General features: G+C 62.1%; 16 protein-coding genes and 2 pseudogenes. 14 read left to right on the top strand and 4 right to left on the bottom strand.

What is annotated here, in order from left to right:
- Positions 1 to 173: 173 nt before the first annotated feature.
- The 5 genes from SJH88_RS09565 (at position 174) to SJH88_RS09545 (ending at position 5641) form a co-directional block, all read left to right on the top strand.
- On the top strand, positions 174 to 1187 hold the full coding sequence (locus SJH88_RS09565) for a Bug family tripartite tricarboxylate transporter substrate binding protein (protein WP_051519682.1): 1014 nt from the start codon (positions 174 to 176) through the stop codon (positions 1185 to 1187).
- Positions 1188 to 1235: 48 nt separating this feature from the next.
- Positions 1236 to 1901 carry a response regulator gene (locus tag SJH88_RS09560; protein WP_042418343.1) on the top strand — a complete coding sequence of 222 codons (666 nt, stop codon included), beginning with the start codon at positions 1236 to 1238 and terminating at the stop codon, positions 1899 to 1901.
- A gap of 121 nt (positions 1902 to 2022) precedes the next feature.
- Positions 2023 to 3372 (top strand): sensor histidine kinase, encoded by a 1350-nt coding sequence (locus SJH88_RS09555; protein ID WP_274754337.1) that lies wholly within the window; start codon positions 2023 to 2025, stop codon positions 3370 to 3372.
- A 13-nt stretch (positions 3373 to 3385) separates the two neighbouring features.
- Positions 3386 to 4441 carry a Bug family tripartite tricarboxylate transporter substrate binding protein gene (locus SJH88_RS09550; protein WP_274754329.1) on the top strand — a complete coding sequence of 352 codons (1056 nt, stop codon included), beginning with the start codon at positions 3386 to 3388 and terminating at the stop codon, positions 4439 to 4441.
- Positions 4442 to 4543: 102 nt separating this feature from the next.
- Positions 4544 to 5641 carry an enoyl-CoA hydratase/isomerase family protein gene (locus tag SJH88_RS09545; protein ID WP_274754328.1) on the top strand — a complete coding sequence of 366 codons (1098 nt, stop codon included), beginning with the start codon at positions 4544 to 4546 and terminating at the stop codon, positions 5639 to 5641.
- A gap of 244 nt (positions 5642 to 5885) precedes the next feature.
- On the opposite strand, the gene SJH88_RS09540 is transcribed toward SJH88_RS09545, so the two are convergent.
- Positions 5886 to 7499 carry a methyl-accepting chemotaxis protein gene (locus SJH88_RS09540; RefSeq protein WP_081770853.1) on the bottom strand — a complete coding sequence of 538 codons (1614 nt, stop codon included), beginning with the start codon at positions 7497 to 7499 and terminating at the stop codon, positions 5886 to 5888.
- A gap of 325 nt (positions 7500 to 7824) precedes the next feature.
- Positions 7825 to 8292, bottom strand: a pseudogene (gene smpB / locus SJH88_RS09535) (SsrA-binding protein SmpB); the annotation flags it as partial.
- Between the two features lie 156 nt (positions 8293 to 8448).
- On the opposite strand from smpB, the gene SJH88_RS09530 reads away from it, so the two are divergent.
- Together SJH88_RS09530 and SJH88_RS09525 are read left to right on the top strand one after the other, a co-directional pair.
- Entirely contained in the window at positions 8449 to 8889 is a 441-nt protein-coding gene (locus SJH88_RS09530; protein WP_042418355.1) for a type II toxin-antitoxin system RatA family toxin, read from the top strand.
- Positions 8882 to 9211, top strand: coding sequence for an RnfH family protein (locus SJH88_RS09525; protein ID WP_274754327.1), 330 nt, complete (start codon positions 8882 to 8884; stop codon positions 9209 to 9211). Before SJH88_RS09530 ends, SJH88_RS09525 begins: the two co-directional genes overlap by 8 nt.
- Positions 9212 to 9334: 123 nt before the next feature.
- Here the strand turns inward: SJH88_RS09525 and SJH88_RS09520 are convergent, their stop codons facing one another.
- The gene (locus SJH88_RS09520) at positions 9335 to 9895 is read right to left on the bottom strand and encodes a DUF4124 domain-containing protein (RefSeq protein WP_274754326.1); all 561 of its coding nucleotides are present in this window, start codon (positions 9893 to 9895) and stop codon (positions 9335 to 9337) included.
- Positions 9896 to 9991: 96 nt separating this feature from the next.
- On the opposite strand from SJH88_RS09520, the gene guaB reads away from it, so the two are divergent.
- The 7 genes from guaB (at position 9992) to SJH88_RS09485 (ending at position 17226) form a co-directional block, all read left to right on the top strand.
- On the top strand, positions 9992 to 11467 hold the full coding sequence (gene guaB / locus SJH88_RS09515) for an IMP dehydrogenase (protein WP_274754325.1): 1476 nt from the start codon (positions 9992 to 9994) through the stop codon (positions 11465 to 11467).
- A 177-nt stretch (positions 11468 to 11644) separates the two neighbouring features.
- The gene (locus tag SJH88_RS09510) at positions 11645 to 11905 is read left to right on the top strand and encodes a type II toxin-antitoxin system Phd/YefM family antitoxin (RefSeq protein ID WP_183303673.1); all 261 of its coding nucleotides are present in this window, start codon (positions 11645 to 11647) and stop codon (positions 11903 to 11905) included.
- A complete protein-coding gene (locus SJH88_RS09505) occupies positions 11902 to 12336 on the top strand; it encodes a type II toxin-antitoxin system VapC family toxin (RefSeq protein WP_274754324.1) in 435 nt (144 codons plus the stop codon). Before SJH88_RS09510 ends, SJH88_RS09505 begins: the two co-directional genes overlap by 4 nt.
- Positions 12337 to 12371: 35 nt before the next feature.
- Positions 12372 to 13988 carry a glutamine-hydrolyzing GMP synthase gene (gene guaA, locus SJH88_RS09500; RefSeq protein ID WP_274754323.1) on the top strand — a complete coding sequence of 539 codons (1617 nt, stop codon included), beginning with the start codon at positions 12372 to 12374 and terminating at the stop codon, positions 13986 to 13988.
- Positions 13989 to 14199: 211 nt separating this feature from the next.
- Entirely contained in the window at positions 14200 to 15531 is a 1332-nt protein-coding gene (locus SJH88_RS09495) for a tyrosine-type recombinase/integrase (RefSeq protein WP_274754322.1), read from the top strand.
- Positions 15524 to 16711, top strand: a complete 1188-nt coding sequence (locus tag SJH88_RS09490; RefSeq protein WP_274754321.1) for a transcriptional regulator domain-containing protein — start codon at positions 15524 to 15526, stop codon at positions 16709 to 16711. The genes SJH88_RS09495 and SJH88_RS09490 overlap by 8 nt, the downstream gene beginning before the upstream one ends.
- A 281-nt stretch (positions 16712 to 16992) precedes the next feature.
- Complete coding sequence (locus SJH88_RS09485) at positions 16993 to 17226, top strand: helix-turn-helix transcriptional regulator (protein ID WP_274754320.1); 234 nt, start codon at positions 16993 to 16995, stop codon at positions 17224 to 17226.
- On the opposite strand, the pseudogene SJH88_RS09480 reads toward SJH88_RS09485, so the two are convergent.
- Positions 17219 to 17414: pseudogene (locus SJH88_RS09480) on the bottom strand (IS256 family transposase); the annotation flags it as partial. The gene SJH88_RS09485 and the pseudogene SJH88_RS09480 sit on opposite strands and share 8 nt — an antisense overlap.

The following is a 17414-nucleotide window of genomic DNA, read 5'->3' as shown; positions in this document are numbered from 1 at the left end:
TGGGGCCTGAACAGGCCGCAGCACCGTTTCGCTAACGGAACGACACTCCCAACGCCATGCAACCGCATGGCGTTGTGCTTTTGGGGCGAATGCGGGGGGCGGGGACTGACAGCTTCCAGACAGCACGGCATCGGCAAGATGGAACTCCTATAAGCATATTTGGAGACAACGCCATGCAGCCTTCGAGCATTTCCCCTTTGCATACCTTTTCCCAGCAACGTCGCGACTGCCTGCGCGCCGGTGGTGCTTTGGCCTTGGGCGGCTTGCTGCCTGGCGTCCATGCCGAAGAGGCGTGGCCCAGCCGCTCGGTGCGTTTTGTGGTGCCGTTTGCGCCCGGCGGAAGCTCGGAGATCGTGGCCCGTTCCACGGCGGTGGAGCTGACCAAGACCCTGGGGCAGAGCGTGTTCGTGGACAACAAGCCCGGCGCGGCAGGCAACATCGCGATGTCGGAAGTGGCGCGCAGCACTGACCAGCACACCCTGATCCTGGGGCATATTGGCACTTTGGCGGTGAATCCCTACATCTTTCCCAAGCTGCCCTACGACCCGGCCAAGGACTTCAAGCCGGTCAGCTTGTTGGCGAAGGTGCCCAGCCTGTACGTGGTGCACCCGGACTTGCCGGTGAAGAACCTCAAGGAGTTCATCGCATACGCCAAGGCCCGCCCCGGCAACCTCAGCTATGGCTCGGCAGGGAACGGCAGTGCGGGGCATCTGGCGTTTGAATACCTCAAGATGACGGCCGAGATTTTCATGCTGCACGTGCCCTATCGCGGCACCGGCCCCATGGTCAACGACCTGCTGTCTGGGCGTGTGCCGGCTTCGGCCATCGGCGCGGCGGCCGTCATTCCCTTTATCAAGGCAGGCAAGCTGCGCTGCATTGCCACGGGCTCGGTCCAGCGCCTGCCCCAGCTGCCCGACGTGCCGACGGTGGCCGAGCAGGGGTTCCCGGGCTTCGAAATGACGCAGTGGTACGGGATGATGGCACCGTCCAATCTGAGCGATGCACAGATCGCCAAGCTGTCGGCGGAAACCATGAAGGCGGTGAAGGCCCCCGAGGCACTCAAGCGCTTGACGGGCGATGCCGCCGAGGCGATTGGCGGAACACCGGAGCAGTTCACGCAGTTCATCGCCAGCGAACAGGTGCGCTGGAAGAAGGTGATCGCGCGCGCCGCCATTCAGCCGAGCTGATGTGGCCAGTCGCGTGCGCGGAGCCACCAGGCATTAGCATTGCCATCTATGCGAATCCTGCTGGTTGAAGATGAACAAGCCCTGGGCACCTGGCTGAGCAAGGCGCTGGAGCATGCGGGGATCCAGGTCGACTGGCTGGACAACGGCCTATTGGCCGATCGCGCCCTGCAGCACGGCGATTACGACGCCTTGGTGCTGGACCTGGGGCTGCCCAGCATGGATGGCCGCATGGTGCTGCAGCGCCTGCGGGCGCGTGACCAGCGGCTGCCCACATTGATCCTGACGGCACAGGATGCGCTGGACATCCGGGTGGCCGCGCTGCATGCGGGGGCGGACGACTTCCTGCTCAAGCCATTCGCCCTGGCGGAGCTGGAGGCGCGGTTGCACGCCTTGGTGCGCCGCGCCCGGGGCAGCGAGCATGCGCGCCATGCCTGCGGCCCCCTGATCTACGACAGTGGCCGCAAGCAGTTCCAGCTGGCCGGGCAGGTGCTGACTTTGTCGCCCCGCGAGCTGAGCGTGCTGCGGGTGTTGATCCTGCGCAGCGGCGAGCCATTGTCCAAGGCGCAGATTCTGGAGCGCGTGTTTTCCGACGACGAGGATGTGCACCCGGAAGCGGTCGAAGTCTTCATCTACCGGCTGCGCAAGCGCCTGGACGGCAAGGGCGTGCGCATCGTCACGCTGCGCGGATTGGGCTATGTGCTGGAAGCGGATTAAGCGCCCGGCACAGTCCACAGGGCTCCGATGGAAGGGAGGCCGTTGGCTGCAGCGCTGGTGGCGGCGCAGCACCTTGTGGCAGCGCCTGGCGCTGTGGCTGTTGCCAGCCTTGCTGCTGGTGATGAGCCTGGAGCTGTGGATGACGCGCCAGGATGCCTTGGCGGCGGCCAATGCGGCCTATGACCGCTCTTTGCTGGGGGCGCTCAAGTCCATCGACGCCAACATCTCCACGGCCTCGGGCGGGCTGTCGGTGGAGCTGCCTTACCGCATGTTCGAGTTCTTTGAGCTGACGGCCAGTGGCCAGGTGTTTTTTCGGGTGGCGACATCGGACGGCCTGGTGGAACTGGGCAGCGCCGACCTGCCCGAACCCGCGCAACCGCCCGATCTGGCAACCCCCGTGTTCTATGACGCCGTGTACTTTGGCGAGCCCTTGCGGGTCGCCGCCTACCGCCGCGCCTTGGGAGGCGTGCAGGACGCGCCCAGCCAAGCCAGCGTGTTGCTGCAGATTGGCGAAAGCACGCGCTCGCGCCAGGAGTTCAGCGACCGTTTCGTGCGCGGCGCGATGCGCCACGATGCCCTGGTCTTGCTGCTGCTGCTGTGTGGTTCGGCCGTGGTGCTGATGGTGGCCTTGCGGCCATTGGCCCGCCTGGCGCGCGAGGTGCAGTCACGCTCGGCGAATGACCTGACACACATCGATGATGGCGACCTGCCCGCCGATGTGCGGCCCCTGGTGGCAGCGGTCAATCAGCAGATGCGGCGCAGCCAGGAGCTGATCGCCGTGCAGCGCGAATTTCTCGACGATGCATCGCACCAGCTGCGCACCCACCTGACCACCTTGCAGATGCAGGTGGATTACGCGCGCCGCACGGACGATGCAGGGCAGGTGCGCACGGCGCTGGACGCGCTGGCCAACGAGATCGGCCGGGCCACGCGCAGCGCCCAGCAATTGCTGGCCTTGGGGCGCAGCGATACGGCGGCGGTGGCGATGGTGCCCGTGGATCTGCAGGCGCTGCTGCGGGCCGTGGCCTTGCAGTGGTTGCCGCAGGCACGGGCCAAACGCATCGACCTGGGCTTGCAGCCGTCGGCAGCACCCGCGCTGGTGGCGGTGGGCGATCCCGGCTTGCTGCACGAGGCCCTGTCGAATTTGGTGGCCAACGCGATTGCGTACACCCCGGTGCAGGGCAGCATCACCTTGTCTGCGACCGCCGATGCCCATGACTGGTCTCTGCAGGTGGAGGACAGCGGACCAGGTCTGACGGAGGCCGAACGCGCGGCGCTGGGGCAGCGTTTCCGGCGCGGTGCGAATGCCGGGCAGGGCGGTTTTGGCCTGGGCTTGTCGATCGTGCGCACGATCGCCCAGCGCCATGGCGGCCGCCTGCTGCTGGCGGCCCGCAGCGCAGGCCCAGGACTGCATGCCATGATCGTGTGGCCACGCAGCACCACTGCTGCCGATACAGTCGGTGCACCTTGACGTCCGCTTGCCCATGCCGAAGCAACCACTTTCCATTGACCGCCCGTCCCGCCGTCGCGTGCTGCGTGGTTGGGCGCTGCTGCCATGGGTCGGCAGCTGGGTGGCAGCGCCAGGCCTGGCACAGGCGCAGAGCGCCGCAGCGGTCGACCCCAGTCTGCTGGCTGCCGACTGCGTGATCCCGGCACGTGCGGGGGGCGGCTTCGCCTTGACCTGCGCCCTGGCGCGCGATGCCTTGCAGGCGGTGCGCCCGCAGCGGCCGCCGTTGGGGCAGCGTTACCTGCCCGGGGGCATTGGTGCCGTGGCATTCGACCGGGTGGCGTCGGGCCAGTTGGGCGGCAGCCACGCACTGGTGGCGTTTTCCAGCGGCTCCTTGCTGAATCTCGCACAGGGGCGTTTTGGCCCGCATGCGCCGACGGCGGTGCACTGGCTGGTCACGCTGGGCACGGACTATGGCGTGGTGGCCGTGCACCGTGATGCGCCGTGGAAAACATTGCAGGAGTTGTTGGCGGCACTGCGCCACGATGTGTCGCGCGTGGTGTTTGGCGCCGGCGGCACCGTGGGCAGCCAGGACTGGGTCAAGACCGCCTTGCTGGTGCGGGCAGCGGTCCGGGACCACAAGGCCATGCGTTTCGTGGCCTTTGAAGGTGGGGGCGAGGCCTTGGAGGCCTTGCAAGGCAAGCATGTGCAAGTCTGCTGCGGGGATGCGGCCGAGGTGCACCAGCGCATCAGGGGCGGTGCCCCCATCCGTTTGTTGGCGGTGTTTGCCCCCCAGCGGTTGCCGGGCGACTGGGCGGCGGTACCAACGGCCCGTGAGCAGGGGGTGGAGCTGGTGTGGCCCACGGTGCGGGGCCTGTACCTGAGTGCCAATGTGTCTGCGGAGGTGGCGCAGGCCTGGACGCGGGCCTTCCAGGAGGCCGTGACCGCGCCCGGCTATGCACGTCTGCAGGCACGCCATGGCCTGTTCCCGCTGGAACTGACGGGCAAGCCCTTGCAGAACCACGTGGAAAACCAGCTGCAGTCCTTTCGCCAACTGGCCGACGAACTGGGGCTGCGGCGCTGGGCGCGCTGAAGGCGCGGCATGGGCCCTGGTGCGTCGGAGACGTGCAGCCCCTGGGCGCTGGGGCACAATGCGGGCCACTGATTCCCCCTGAACAAGAACCAAGGAGACACAATGCGCGAGGTTGAGCAACATATCGTCAGTGAAGTGCACGGGCAGGTCGGCTTCATCACCCTGAACCGCCCCAAGGCCATCAACGCCCTGTCCCTGGGCATGGTGCGCGACCTGTTGGCCCAGTTGCTGGCCTGGAAGGACGACCCCACCGTGCTGGCCGTGGCCATCCGCGGCAGCCACAAGGAAGGTGTGTTCGGCCACTTCTGCGCCGGCGGCGACATCCGCTTCCTGCACCAGGCCGGCAGCACGGGCAATCCGCAGCTGGAAGACTTTTTCACCGAGGAATACGCCCTCAACCACCTGATCTTCACCTACCCCAAGCCCTACATCGCCTTCATGGACGGCATCGTCATGGGCGGTGGCATGGGCATCAGCCAGGGCGCCAGCTTGCGCGTGGTGACCGAGAAGACCAAGATGGCCATGCCAGAGACCATCATCGGCCTGTTCCCCGATGTGGGCGGCGGCTATTTCCTGTCGCGCTGCCCCGGTGCCGTGGGCGAGTGGCTGGCGCTGACGGGCGACACCATCGGCGCGGCCGAGGCGATCGCCTTCCAGCTGGCCGATGCCTACCTGCCCGCGAGCGAGCAGGGCGCCGTCTGGGATGCCCTGGCGCAGCAGACCTTTGCCAGCGGCGAGGCCGTGCAGGCCTTTGTGCAGTCCCGCACGCAGGCCCAGGCGCCCGGTGCGGTGCGCAGCACGGCAGACATCGACCGCGTGTTTGGCCTGCCTACGCTGCAGGCCATGATCGACACGCTGGAGGCCGACACCGCCAGCGAGTGGGCACAGGCCACGGCTGCGGCACTGCGCAAGCGTTCGCCCCTGATGCTGTGGGTGGTGCTGGAGCAGATCCGCCGCGCGCGCGGCATGGATGTGGCCACCGACCTGCGGATGGAGCGCGACATGGTGCGCCACTGCTTCTACCTGCGCCCCGGCCAGTCCGAAACCGTGGAAGGCATCCGCGCGCTGGCCGTGGACAAGGACCAGAACCCGCAGTGGAACCCCGCGCGCATCGAGGACGTGCCCGAGGCCCTGTGGCGCGCGTTCTTCGTCAGCCCCTGGCCGGCGCATTCGCACCCGCTGGCCAGCCTGAAGGACTGAGGCGGCCACACCCCGCCGCGCCATGGCCGCAGCGGCCAGGCCCCATGCGGGTGCCGCTGTCCAGTGCTCTAGTGCCCGCGCCTGGCCGGACAGCTGCGGCCAGGAGCGTGGCGTTAAAAAAGCCACGCGGCGTGGCCGGTGGCTGGGGTTATCAATTCCGTGAGCGGTTGGCGCTTGTCTGGCAAGGGTTTCAGGGCTTTTTGCGGCTGAAACCTTGTGCCGGCAAGCGCTGGCCGCTCTTTTTTTATCCAGACAGCAACGCGGGCTCGCGGCTGCGGGGCAGGGTGGGCGCGCGCTGTGCCGTGGGCTGCTGCGACAGCTTGAAGGCCTCGACCACCTGGCGCAGCTGGCTGGCCTGGGCGTGCAGGTGGGCGGCCGCGGCGTTGGATTCTTCGACCAGGGCGGCGTTCTGCTGCGTCATCTGGTCCAGTTGGGCAATCGCCTGGTTGACCTGGGCCGCGCCCTGGCTTTGCTCGTTGGTGGCGGCGTTGACCTCGGCCACGATGTCCTGCACGCGGGTGACGTTGTCCAGGATGGCCTGCATGGCCTGGCTGGCATCGTGCACCTGCGCGGTGCCGGCGCTGACGCTGTGCAGGTTGGTGTCGATCAGCTGGCGGATTTCCTTGGCGGCGGTGGCGCTGCGCTGGGCCAGGGTGCGCACCTCGCCGGCCACCACGGCAAAGCCGCGGCCTTGTTCGCCGGCGCGCGCCGCTTCGACGGCGGCGTTCAGCGCCAGGATGTTGGTCTGGAAGGCGATGCCGTCGATCACGCCGATGATGTCGCCGATCTTGCGGCTGCTGGCGTGGATCTGCTCCATGGTCTGCTGCACGTGCTGGGTCTTGTCATAGCCCTGCTGCGTGGCCAGCGAGGAGTTGCGCGTCAGCGCCTCGGCCTGGCGCGTGGCCTCCGTGCACTGCTGGGCACTGCTGCTGAGCTGCTCGATCGCGCTGGCGCTTTGCTCCAGGTTGGCGGCCGTGGTCTCGGTGCGGCTGCTCAGGTCGTTGCTGCCGCTGGCCACTTCTTCGCTGGCGGTGGAGATGCTTTGCGCCGACTGCAGCACCTGGCCCATGGTGCGGTTCAGGGTGCTGCGCATCTCGTCCAGGCTGCGCAGCAGCTGTCCGGTTTCATCGCTGTGGTAGTGGGTCTGGGGCGTGCCGCTCAGGTCCAGCGCCGCGACCTCGCGCGCGGCCTGCTGGGCCAGGTGCAGGGGGCGGGTGATGCTGCGCGTGACCAGCACGGCAAACAGCAGGCCCAGGGCCAGGGCCGCGCTGGTGAATACGCCCAGCTGCCACATGCTGGCGGTACGCGACTGGCGGCTTTGGGCCGACAGCTGGTCGAACAGCGAACGCTGCGCGTCCGCCAGGTCGGCCACGGATTGCAGGTAGGCCGTCATGGTGGGCTCGAACTGCTGGGTGAAGACGCGGTGCGCCCCCTCGGCATTGCCGGCGGCCTTGAGCGCGGCGATCTCCTTGCGCTGCGCCAAGTAGGCGTCGCGCAGCTTGGAGGATTTTTCCAGCAGGGCCAGCTGCGCCGGATCACGCAGGTGGGCGTTGATGATCTTCATCTGTACGGCGGTGTCGGCCGTGGCTTCCTTGGTGGCCTTGTCGAAGTACTGCACCAGGCTGGCATCGTCGCTTTTGGCAATCGCCGCAGCGCGTTGCACCCCGGCGGTGACGTTCATGGACCAGTTCTTGAGGGCGCGCTCGGTCACCAGCACCTCGTCCATCATGTGCGACAGCATGCGGTCCTGCTGCAGGGACTGGTAGATGGCCAAGCCGCTGCTGCTGACGAAGAGCAGCAGGATGCTGCCAAGCACGGCCGCGAGCTTGCGGCCAATCGGCCAGTTGCCATAAGACATGGTGGTTTCCTCGAAATCCGTTGGGTCGCAGGCTGGCTGCGGGTTTTTGTGTATTGACGGTGTGAATGCGCCTTCGAAATTTTAGAGATGAAGTTTTTGTGACAGCGTTGAGATGGTGCAAATGGCACGAATTTGGTGCAGACCGTTGGTGTTCTGCATCACAGGGGGCGGTCATCGTGGGCCGCGCAGGTAGTGCCGCGGCGCAAGGCCCCAACAAAAAGAGAGCTGCCAGCGCTTGCCTTGCCAAGGATTCCCAGTCATTGCGACCTGAAAACCTTGCCAAGACAGCGCTGGCAGCTCTTTTTATTGAAAGTGTGCTGCCGATTCAGCGGTTGCGGCTCTTCATCGCGCGCTCGACCTCGCGCTTGCCTTCGCGGTCCTTGATCACATCGCGCTTGTCGTGCTCGCCCTTGCCCTTGGCCAGGGCCACGTCGCACTTGACCAGGCCGTTCTTCCAGTACAGCTTGGTGGGCACCAGGGTGTAGCCTTTTTGTTCCACCTTGCCGATGAGGCGACGGATTTCGTCCTTCTTCATCAGCAGCTTCTTGATGCGTGCGGCGTCCGGGTTGACGTGGGTGGAGGCGGTCTTCAGCGGCTGGATCTGGCAGCCGATGAGGTACAGCTCGCCTTCCTTGATGATGACGTAGCCCTCGCTGATCTGCGCCTTGCCGCTGCGCAGGGCCTTGACTTCCCAGCCGTGCAGCACGATGCCGGCCTCATGGCGTTCCTCGAAGAAATAGTTGAACGCCGCTTTCTTGTTCTCCGCGATGCGGGATGGTGTTTCTGGTTTTTTGCCATGGGTCTTTCTGGGCGGGTGACCCGCAGATGCCGGGCTCTACCTACAATGGGCGTTTCTCCCGCTAAGCAGCAATTCTAGTTTCTTCAGCCTCGCGCCACCCGTTTGCCGGTGCAATGCCCCAGGGCATGCGCCACGCAGGCTTTTGCTTTCATGAAAAACGTCAACAAGTCCGTCCTCATTTGGTATAGCCCCGAAGAAATGTTCGCCCTGGTGGCCGACGTGGCGCGCTATCCAGAATTTTTGCCCTGGTGCTCGCACACCCAGGTGCTGGAGCAGGACGAACACAGCATGACGGCCGAGGTGGGCATGTCCATGGGGGCCTTGCGCAAATCCTTCGTGACCCGCAACGTGCACGAAGGCCAGCACAAGATCAGCATGCGCCTGATCAAGGGGCCGTTCTCGCGCCTGGAGGGGCACTGGATGTTCCACCCCGTGGGCGATGGCTCGCAGCGTGCCTGCAAGGTGCAGTTGCAGTTGGACTATGGCTTCGACAGCAACGCGGTGGCGGCCCTGATCGGCCCCATCTTCGACCGGATTGCCAACTCCATGGTCGATGCCTTCATCAAGCGCGCCGAAAAGGTCTATGGCTGAGACCGGCATGCTGGCGGTGCAGGTGGTCTGGGTGGATGCCCAGGCCCAGGTGCAGGAACGCAGCGTGGCGCTGCCGGCCGGCGCCCAGATCCACGATGCCTTGCGCGCCTGCGGGCTGGAGCCGGGCACGCACGCTGCCTGCGGTGTCTGGGGGCGCACCCAGGCGCTGGACCATGGCCTGCAGGACGGCGATCGTGTGGAGCTGTACCAGCCGCTGAAGGTGGACCCCAAGGTGGCGCGCCGCGAGCGCTTTGCCAAGCAGGGCGCCCGGGGGGCGGGCCTGTTTGCCAGCCGCCGGCCCAACAGCAAATCGGGGTATTGACCGCGGCGCCAGGGGGGAGGGCGCTCTAGCGCGCTGCACAGCGCCTGGTCTTGCCCAGCCTGCGCGTGGAGCTGCTGGCGGCTGGGTTTGGCCTGCCGCCAGGACCGGCGGTTACGCGCTCGGTCAGGGGCAGTTGCTCTTGATCGCTTCCTGGGCGCGCTGCAACTCGGTCTGGCGCTGCTGTTCGGTCATGTAGCTACGCTCGCCTTTTTCATTCGTGTACACCAGGCGCATGCCGGACTGCATGGTGCTGTGGGTGGACTTGGCGCGCTGGCAGTTCTCCTGGCGCGCCTTGGCCACTTCCTGCTCCTTTTTCTTGCGTTCGGCTTCCTCGGCCTTGCGCTGGGCTTCCTCTTTCTTGCTGTCTTCCTGGGCCTTGGCTTCCGCAGCCTTGTGGGCCTCTTGCTCGGCCTTCAGGGCCTGGGCCTTGGCAGCGGCCTCCGCTTCCTTGGGGTCGATGACCGCGCCGGGGGCGGAGCCGTTTTCGGCCGGGTAGATGATGCGCTGGGTGGCTGCCGAGGCAGGCCGCGGCTGCTGCAGGATCTGGTGTGGCGCGATGTGCGCTGGCGGCGGTCGGTCGCTGAACACTTTGCGGCCACTTTCATCCACCCATTGCCATTGGGCGAAAGCGGCCTGGGAGCACACGAGCAGCGTTGTGGTGAGACAGAAGTGCAGGGCGTTCATGGGGCCAGTGTAGCTGCCAGTTGCAAGGTTTCTTGTTGCGTGCGCGGCACGTGCATGCAAGGAGGAAGCTACAATCTTTCTTTTGGAGCCTTCACAATGCGCCTTCTCGGAAAAGCACTGACCTTCGACGACGTCCTGCTCGTTCCCGCCTACTCCGAAGTCCTGCCCAAGGACGTTTCTCTTTCCACCCAGTTCACGCGCAACATCACGTTGAACCTGCCCCTGGTCTCCGCGGCCATGGACACGGTCACTGAAGCGCGTTTGGCGATTGCCATTGCCCAGGAAGGCGGCATTGGCGTGATCCACAAGAACATGACGGCCCAGGAGCAAGCGGCCGAAGTGTCCAAGGTCAAGCGCCATGAATCCGGTGTGGTGCATGACCCCATCGTGATCACCCCCGAACACACCGTGCTGCAGGTGCTGCAGCTGTCGGAAGAGCGCGGCATCTCCGGTTTCCCCGTGTGCGATGGCGGCAAGGTGGTCGGTATCGTGACCAGCCGTGACGTGCGCTTTGAAACCCGTTACGACGTCAAGGTCCGCGAGATCATGACGCCCCGCGAGAAGCTCATCACCGTCAATGAAAAGGACGGCACCACGCCTGCCCAGGCCAAGGTTTTGCTGAACAAGCACAAGCTGGAGCGCCTGCTGGTGGTCAACGATGCGTTCGAGCTCAAGGGCTTGATCACCGTCAAGGACATCAACAAGCAGACCAACTTCCCCAACGCCGCACGTGACGCGGCCGGCCGCCTGCGTGTGGCGGCCGCGGTGGGCGTGGGCGCTGGCACCGAAGAGCGTGTCGAGCTGCTGGCCAAGGCCGGTGTGGACGCCATCGTGGTGGATACGGCCCACGGCCACTCCAAGGGCGTGATCGACCGCGTGCGCTGGGTCAAGCAGAACTACCCCCAGATCGATGTGATCGGCGGCAACATCGCCACCGGCGCTGCCGCCCTAGCCCTGGTGGAAGCCGGTGCCGACGCGGTCAAGGTGGGTATTGGCCCTGGCTCCATCTGCACCACGCGCATCGTGGCCGGTGTGGGGGTGCCCCAGATCATGGCGATCTCCAACGTGGCCGATGCCCTGAAGGGTACAGGCGTGCCGCTGATCGGTGATGGCGGCATCCGCTTCTCCGGCGACATCTCCAAGGCCCTGGCGGCAGGCGCCTCCACCATCATGATGGGCGGCATGTTTGCCGGTACCGAAGAAGCGCCCGGCGAAGTGATCCTGTACCAGGGCCGTTCGTACAAGAGCTACCGCGGCATGGGCTCCATCGGTGCCATGCAGCAGGGCTCGGCCGACCGTTACTTCCAGGAATCGTCCACCGGCAACCCGAATGCCGACAAGCTGGTGCCTGAAGGCATTGAAGGCCGCGTGCCCTACAAGGGCTCGATGGTCTCCATCGTCTACCAGATGGCCGGCGGCGTGCGCGCCTCCATGGGCTACTGCGGTTGCGCCACCATCAAGGAGATGAACGAGAAGGCCGAGTTCGTGGAAATCACGGCCGCCGGCATCCGTGAGTCCCACGTGCACGACGTGCAGATCACCAAGGAAGCGCCCAACTACCGCGCCGACTGATCGCCGATCACCCTTGGGCCGCTGCGCGGCATTCCCTCGACGGGATGGCGGTGTCACTGCAAGGCGGCGCTGGCCCGGTGTGGGGTGATTTCAACAGACCAGAACCACAGAGTTCTGGTCAGAATGCTAAAATCTGGTCTGAACTTCTGGTTCGGCCAGATTTTTTATTTCCATCCCATGCAATCTGTCGGTATCTACGAAGCCAAGACCCGTTTCTCTGCCCTGATCGAACTGGTCGAGGCCGGCGAAGAGGTGCGCATCACGCGCCACGGCAAGGAAGTGGTGCGCATGCTGCCGGTGCGCCGCCGGCCGGTGATCACCGACGAGCAGATTGCGCGGGAGTTAGAGCAAATTCAGGCCTTGCAGCGCACCATACAAGCGCCAGCAGCTACAGCTTCTGTAGCTACCCTGCGTCACACCGGACGGAGCCGTGCATGACCGCCTTTGTGCTGGACACCTCCGTCACCGCCGCCTGGCTGCTGCCCGATCAGGCCAGCGCCCACACCCAACGCCTGTATGCCCGCATCCGCCGCGACGAGGTGGAGCCGCAAGCCCCCAACCTCTGGCAGTGGGAGTGTGGCAACTTGATCGCATCGGGCGTGCACCAGGGCCGTATTCCGCATGGCTCCGTCGAGGGGCTGTGGGGCGTGCTGGAAGCCATCCGCCACCGTGTGGAGCTGCACGAGCTGGCGCCCGCCCAGCACAAGGCCGTGCTGGATGTGGCGCTGGATACCGGCCTGCCCACCTACGATGCCGCTTACCTGTGGCTGGCGCAGTCGTTGCGACTGCCGCTGGCCACGTTCGATACCGCCCAGATCGCTGCCGCCCGCCAACGCGGGATCGCGCTGTGGGCGGCCGAAGATTTCTGACCCCGAATCCTTTCCTCTTGCCCTTGGATAACACCATGCAACACGACAAGATCCTCATCCTTGACTTCGGCTCCCAGGTCACGCAGCTGATTGCCCGCCGCGTGCGCGAAGCCCATGTGTACTGCGAAGTCCACCCCTGCGACGTCAGCAGCGAGTGGGTGCGCGAATTTGCCGCCGACGGCCGCCTCAAGGGCGTGATCCTGTCGGGTAGCCACGCGTCGGTCTACGAAGTGGACGACCGTGCCCCGGACGCCGTGTTCGAGCTGGGCATTCCCGTACTGGGCATCTGCTACGGCATGCAGACCATGGCCACCCAGCTGGGCGGCAAGGTCGAAGGCTCGGACAGCCGCGAATTTGGCTACGCCGAAGTGCGTGCCCATGGCCACACCCAGCTGCTGCAAGGCATCGAAGACTTCGTGACCGCCGAAGGCCACGGCATGCTCAAGGTCTGGATGAGCCACGGCGACAAGGTCACACAGCTGCCCGAAGGCTTCAAGGTGATGGCCTCGACCCCCTCCTGCCCCATCGCTGGCATGGCCGACGAAGCCCGCCGTTTCTACGCCGTGCAGTTCCACCCTGAAGTCACGCACACCGTGCAGGGCCAGGCCCTGCTGAACCGTTTCGTGCTGGACATCTGTGGCACGCAGGCGGACTGGATCATGGGCGACTACATCGAAGAAGCCGTGGCTAAGATCCGCGAGCAGGTCGGTGATGAAGAGGTCATCCTGGGCCTGTCCGGCGGCGTGGATTCGTCCGTGGCGGCCGCGCTGATCCACCGCGCCATCGGCGACCAGCTGACCTGTGTGTTCGTGGACCACGGCCTGCTGCGCCTGAACGAAGGCGACATGGTCATGGACATGTTCGCCGGCAAGCTGCACGCCAAGGTGATTCGCGTGGATGCTTCCGAGCTGTTCCTGGGCAAGCTGGCCGGCGTGAGCGAGCCGGAAGCCAAGCGCAAGATCATCGGCGGCCTGTTTGTGGACGTCTTCAAGGCCGAAGCGGCCAAGCTCAAGGCAGCAACCGCCGGCGCCAAGGGCGCGACCTTCCTGGCCCAGGGCACCATCTACCCCGACGTGATCGAGTCGGGCGGCGCCAAGAGCAAGAAGGCCGTCACCATCAAGAGCCACCACAACGTCGGTGGCCTGCCCGAGCAACTGGGCCTGAAGCTGCTGGAGCCCCTGCGCGACCTGTTCAAGGACGAAGTGCGCGAACTGGGCGTGGCCCTGGGCCTGCCCCGTGGCATGGTCTACCGCCACCCCTTCCCCGGTCCTGGCCTGGGCGTGCGCATCCTGGGTGAAGTGAAGAAGGAATACGCCGACCTGCTGCGCCGTGCCGACGCTATCTTCATCGAAGAATTGAACAACTGGATCGACGAAGCGACCGGCAAGAGCTGGTACGACCTGACCAGCCAGGCCTTTACCGTGTTCCTGCCCGTCAAGAGCGTGGGGGTGATGGGTGACGGCCGCACCTATGACTATGTCGTGGCCCTGCGCGCCGTGGTCACCAGCGACTTCATGACCGCCGACTGGGCCGAGCTGCCTTACGGCCTGCTCAAGAAGGTGTCCGGCCGCATCATCAACGAGGTGCGCGGCATCAACCGTGTGACCTACGACGTCAGCACCAAGCCACCAGCGACCATCGAGTGGGAATAATTTACAGTGATTTCAAGACGTCCAGCAGCGTCTTGGATTTCGCATACATCTTTGAAATTCAACGAGTTAAGTGTTTTTTGCAATCCTATACGGTGCAACGAGAACCACATATTTTTACGGTAAATTTGACGGTAAATCCGTGATTTCCTGAGGCGCTGCTTTTCTTTACCGACACGTGTTGTGACGGTAAAGTTTTTAAAGAAAGGCAGCTATGCTCACAGACACGGAACTGCGCAAACTGCGCCCTAAAGACAAGGCATTCAAAATTGCCGACCGAGACGGCATGTACGTCTCGGTCTCCCCTGCTGGAACCAAGTCGTTCCGATACGACTACCGTCTCAATGGCAGACGTGAAACGCTGACCATTGGCCGCTATGACGAGTCTCTCGGATCAAAGTCCTCCCGTGAGTCAAGCGAGCTTGAGTTCGGTCTATCCGTTTCCCTGGCAGAAGCACGAGCGCTACTTGCAATAGCTAGACGCAGCGTCGAAGCGGGTGAATCACCATCCAGAAGCAAGGTTGAAAAGCGACAAGAAGCAGCAGACGCGCTGACTTTCTCAAGCTGGGCTGAGCGCTATTTCGCTGACAAAGCCGACCCCAACAACAGTGCACGCTTGGCCGACTCGACCATCGCCATGCGGCGCTCTGTCTACAAGCGCTATCTGGAGGGCCCTTTTGGCAAGCTGAAGCTTGACGAAATCAAGCCAGCGCAGTTGATGAAACATTGCGAAAGCATTCGTGAAAAAGGTGCTTCTGCACCAGCTGTTCAAGTGCGCGAAATAGTCTTGCTGGTTTACCGCTTTGCGGCGGCAAAAGATAAGTCATTTTCGGCGCCAAACCCCGCGGAATCCATTCGCCCCAGCGATATAGCGACATTCAAAGCGCGAGACCGAGCACTTAGTCCAAACGAAATACGAAAATTTCTTGACGCTTTAGATGCAACAGCCACTGCCGCAACACTCCGCCTAGCCTTGCGCTTCGTCATGTTGACAATGGTTCGCAAGGGCGAATTCATAAATGCTACCTGGGATGAAATCGATTTTGATAATGCGACCTGGACAATTCCCAAAGAGCGCATGAAGACCGGAAAAGCGCATGTGGTTTATTTAAGCAATCAAGCACAAGATATTCTTATTACATTCAAAACTTGCTTTTCCACATCTAGCCACCTTCATCCAGGTCGTTATGACATGAACACAACAATAAGCAATGCGACTCTTAATCGTGTTATCGAAGTGGCAGTTAAATCAATAAATGCTAGTGGTGATAATTTTGAGAATTTTACCGTCCATGATCTTCGACGCACTGCCTCGTCATTGCTGAATGAGGCGGGCTTCAACCGCGACTGGATCGAAAAGTGCCTCGCCCATGAAGAGGGCAGCATCCGGGGTGTCTACAACAAAGCTGAGTACGGTGAACAACGTCGAGTCATGCTCCAAGCCTGGGCCGACATGATCGACGCTTGGAGTCGCGGCGAAAACGTGCGTGAAATCGTTCGCGCTGCGAAAGTGGCTGCGGCGGATGTTGATATGAATATTGGCTGATATTTTTATGACAACAAAGAAAGTTAATTCTGCTGACGAAAAAACAAATCGTCAATGGGCTTGGCAGTTTTTGCGACGCAATCGTGATTATCGGGAAGCTTACGCGTTTTTGCATTCACTTAGTGAAGATCAGCGAAATGTTTTTGAAAAGCTAACCCAAGGTCAACTAGAGTCGTATGCTGAAAATTGGTCGCAACTTGGCTCGCTGCCAGTTAAGCTCTTTGATCGCACCTATTTTTGGAACTCAAAAGACAAAAATAGTACTTTGGGTGAATATATTAAAGATTTGAGCAAACCGTTGTCAAAATCAAAGAAACATACCTCGATGTTTTTAAATGAAATCGACAACCTAATTTTGCGAGTTTCTCCTGAGTATCGTGCTGACCAATATGGATTGCTTCAATGGGTCGATCCCAGTATTGAAGAAATGACGGCAGATGCGGCAGATGCGATTTGGTTCTATTCGGTCCCCCTAGAGGCTTCGCTTGTAAGGGCGCCTTGGCTTGATGAAAAAGGGATTAGCTTTGAAAAGTCTGAGTGGCAAGGTGTAGGTTTGGAAATTCTGAAGGGTAACCAAAAAGAGATAGAGGTTGATTCATTCAGTGCGACTGAAAAAACCAATCGACCAGTTCAGGCTGAAACGCTTTCATTAAAAAAAGGAATTAATGGTGCTATTTTTATTATAGATAACTTATCCTCACCCCCGTCTTATCATCAATTTGATGGTCGCCGAATACCGATTGGACGTGATCCTGAACCACTTTCACTGGACGGCGACACATTGGTCCGTGCTACTTTTGATGTTCGCTTGCCTATTGAATATCAGATAGAGGATGTTAAAAATTACTTGGCTGAACATCAGAAAGAGTTGCAGGAAGCAGGATTTTTTGAGCCACTTCCGGAAAGAAAAGGCCGTAAAGGTGTTTTTTCTTCATATATTAAAATACTCGATCTTCACGAGCAAGGGGTATCCGGTTTGGATATTGCGATAGAGCTCAGAAAACTTGAAAGAGAAATTTACACAGACGCTCAAGGAAAAAAGCGCAAGAGCTACGTTGATCCTGTCAGGCCAGACTTGGCAACAGCACAGGAGCATACAAGCGCGATTCGGAAACAACTTGAGCGTGCAAGACGCCTTCGAGATCATGGCTACAGATCACTTGCGCTACAGATGGATTGAGGATGCCGTGCGGATGCTGCGCCGCTCTATCAGACCGGGTGCATCACACGTCAAGAAGAGGCAAGTTGTTCGACACAAAATTTTCTCAGTTGTCGGATAGCGCCCATCTCTGAGAGCAAGAAAGCAGCGCCATCACGTACATGTGACGCTAACTTAGTTAAGTTAGCGTCACTTTTTTTTATTCGCTCGAATCCTAAAGTTCAACCATTGCAATGCAGATGGATTCAAGCAGGGACGCCTCGCTCCATCATTTTTTTCCTCAACAAACAACGGAGTTCGACATGGAAAAATTGATTAAAGAGGCGCTTGTCGCAAAGCGCGAGGCCCTTCTTCGCAAGCACGAGGTCTTGCGGTTGACGGGGCTTAGCAACAGCACTTTCTATAACCGCATCAAAGAGGGGGTACTCAAACCGGGTGTTCCGATTGGTCCGCGCATGAAAGGCTGGCCCGCAAGCGAAATCGAAGCCTACAGGGCGTGTCCGAATTTTTGTGTAAACGGTTCGGACTTCAATTGACGGAGATGCGGTCTCCGAACTCAATGGTAAAGCGGGTCAGCGCAGCCTTCCAATCCCGGATGGGCATGGTCCACTTCTGGCTGATGTTGCGCAGGGCCAGGTAGAACAGCTTGGTCAGCGCCTCGTCGCTGGGGAACGAGCCCCGGTTCTTGGTCAGCTTCCTCAGGCCCATGTTCACCGACTCGATG

It is taken from the genome of Comamonas sp. GCA5 (genome assembly GCF_036541385.1).
Classification (GTDB): Bacteria; Pseudomonadota; Gammaproteobacteria; order Burkholderiales; family Burkholderiaceae_C; genus Comamonas; species Comamonas aquatica.
The sequence above is the reverse complement of the archived record's forward strand: the minus strand, read 5'-3'. Positions and strand labels throughout refer to the sequence as shown.

What these genes read in the sequence shown, in the direction of transcription:
- SJH88_RS09565 (WP_051519682.1), top strand. Translation starts at nt 174, where the DNA reads ATGCAGCCTTCGAGCATTTCCCCTTTGCATACCTTTTCCCAGCAACGT.
- SJH88_RS09560 (WP_042418343.1), top strand. Translation starts at nt 1,236, where the DNA reads ATGCGAATCCTGCTGGTTGAAGATGAACAAGCCCTGGGCACCTGGCTG.
- SJH88_RS09555 (WP_274754337.1), top strand. Translation starts at nt 2,023, where the DNA reads ATGAGCCTGGAGCTGTGGATGACGCGCCAGGATGCCTTGGCGGCGGCC.
- SJH88_RS09550 (WP_274754329.1), top strand. Translation starts at nt 3,386, where the DNA reads ATGCCGAAGCAACCACTTTCCATTGACCGCCCGTCCCGCCGTCGCGTG.
- SJH88_RS09545 (WP_274754328.1), top strand. Translation starts at nt 4,544, where the DNA reads ATGCGCGAGGTTGAGCAACATATCGTCAGTGAAGTGCACGGGCAGGTC.
- SJH88_RS09540 (WP_081770853.1), bottom strand. Translation starts at nt 7,499, where the DNA reads ATGTCTTATGGCAACTGGCCGATTGGCCGCAAGCTCGCGGCCGTGCTT.
- SJH88_RS09530 (WP_042418355.1), top strand. Translation starts at nt 8,449, where the DNA reads ATGAAAAACGTCAACAAGTCCGTCCTCATTTGGTATAGCCCCGAAGAA.
- SJH88_RS09525 (WP_274754327.1), top strand. Translation starts at nt 8,882, where the DNA reads ATGGCTGAGACCGGCATGCTGGCGGTGCAGGTGGTCTGGGTGGATGCC.
- SJH88_RS09520 (WP_274754326.1), bottom strand. Translation starts at nt 9,895, where the DNA reads ATGAACGCCCTGCACTTCTGTCTCACCACAACGCTGCTCGTGTGCTCC.
- guaB (WP_274754325.1), top strand. Translation starts at nt 9,992, where the DNA reads ATGCGCCTTCTCGGAAAAGCACTGACCTTCGACGACGTCCTGCTCGTT.
- SJH88_RS09510 (WP_183303673.1), top strand. Translation starts at nt 11,645, where the DNA reads ATGCAATCTGTCGGTATCTACGAAGCCAAGACCCGTTTCTCTGCCCTG.
- SJH88_RS09505 (WP_274754324.1), top strand. Translation starts at nt 11,902, where the DNA reads ATGACCGCCTTTGTGCTGGACACCTCCGTCACCGCCGCCTGGCTGCTG.
- guaA (WP_274754323.1), top strand. Translation starts at nt 12,372, where the DNA reads ATGCAACACGACAAGATCCTCATCCTTGACTTCGGCTCCCAGGTCACG.
- SJH88_RS09495 (WP_274754322.1), top strand. Translation starts at nt 14,200, where the DNA reads ATGCTCACAGACACGGAACTGCGCAAACTGCGCCCTAAAGACAAGGCA.
- SJH88_RS09485 (WP_274754320.1), top strand. Translation starts at nt 16,993, where the DNA reads ATGGAAAAATTGATTAAAGAGGCGCTTGTCGCAAAGCGCGAGGCCCTT.